Source organism: Paraburkholderia sp. Ac-20336 (assembly GCF_017105025.1).
Classification (GTDB): Bacteria; Pseudomonadota; Gammaproteobacteria; order Burkholderiales; family Burkholderiaceae; genus Paraburkholderia.
In genome coordinates, this window is sequence record NZ_JAAGPS010000310.1 from 1 (window position 1) to 1,027 (window position 1,027).

A 1,027-nucleotide genomic window follows, 5' to 3' on the forward strand; every position below is an offset into this window, starting at 1 on the left:
CGAATGGCTGCTCGATACGCACGACTTCGAGGGCATCGAGCAGCGCTGGCCGGTCGCCCTGCATTGCGATGCGGTGGTCCATCTCGCCGCGCGCGTGCATGTGATGAACGAGACCGTGGTCGATCCGCTCGCGGTCTATCGTGCGACCAACGTCGAAGGCTCGCTGCGCGTCGCGGCCGCGGCGCGGCGCGCGGGCGCGCGGCGCTTCGTGTTCGTGAGCAGCGTCAAGGCGATCGGGGAAGCCAGTCCGGGCCGGCCGCTCGGCGAAACGGACGAGGCCGCGCCATCCGACCCGTACGGCATCTCGAAACTGGAAGCCGAGCGCGCGCTCGTCGACTATGGCCGCGCCTCGGGGCTCGAGATCGTGATCGTGCGGCCGCCGCTCGTCTACGGACCGGGCGTGCGCGCGAACTTCCTGCAACTGATGAACGCGCTCGCCAAAGGCATTCCGCTGCCGCTCGGCGCGATCACCGCGCGCCGCAGCCTCGTGTTCGTCGACAACCTCGCGGACGCGCTCGTGCACTGCGTGACCGATCCGCGCGCGGCCGGCGAGACCTTCCACGTGACCGACGGGCGCGACCTCAGCGTGCCGGAACTCGCGCGCGCGCTCGCGACGCCGCTGCATGCGCCCGCGCGGCTCGTGCCGGTGCCGGCGGGCGTGCTGCGCCTCGCGGGCCGCATGACCGGACGCTCGGCGCAGATCGACCGGCTGATCGGCGAATTGCGCCTCGACAGCTCGCATATCCGCGAGCGTCTGAACTGGTATCCGCCGCATACGGTCGAGCATGGGCTGCTCGAGACCGCCGCGTGGTATCGCTCCACGCACTGAGCGCGCCTCGCATTCGCACCGAGCCCGCGCCGAACTCATTCACTATCGATGCCGACCGCTTCACACTTCGTTTCTGCTCTCGTCCCGCTGCTGCCCTGGGGCCTCGCCGCGTTCGGCGCCTGCGCCGCGATCCTCTGGGCGCTGCTGCGCACCGGCTTCGCGTGGCGGCTCGCCACCGACATCCCCAACGACCGCTCG

The 1,027-nt window shown here is 71.0% G+C and carries 1 protein-coding gene and 1 pseudogene; both read left to right on the forward strand.

Annotation, left to right across the window (positions count from 1 at the left end):
• Positions 1-829, forward strand: an 829-nt coding sequence (locus GXB81_RS31190) for an NAD-dependent epimerase/dehydratase family protein (RefSeq protein WP_205991229.1), incomplete at its 5' end; no start/stop codon positions are given.
• 48 nt (positions 830-877) lie between these two features.
• Positions 878-1,027, forward strand: a pseudogene (locus GXB81_RS31705) (glycosyl transferase); the annotation flags it as partial.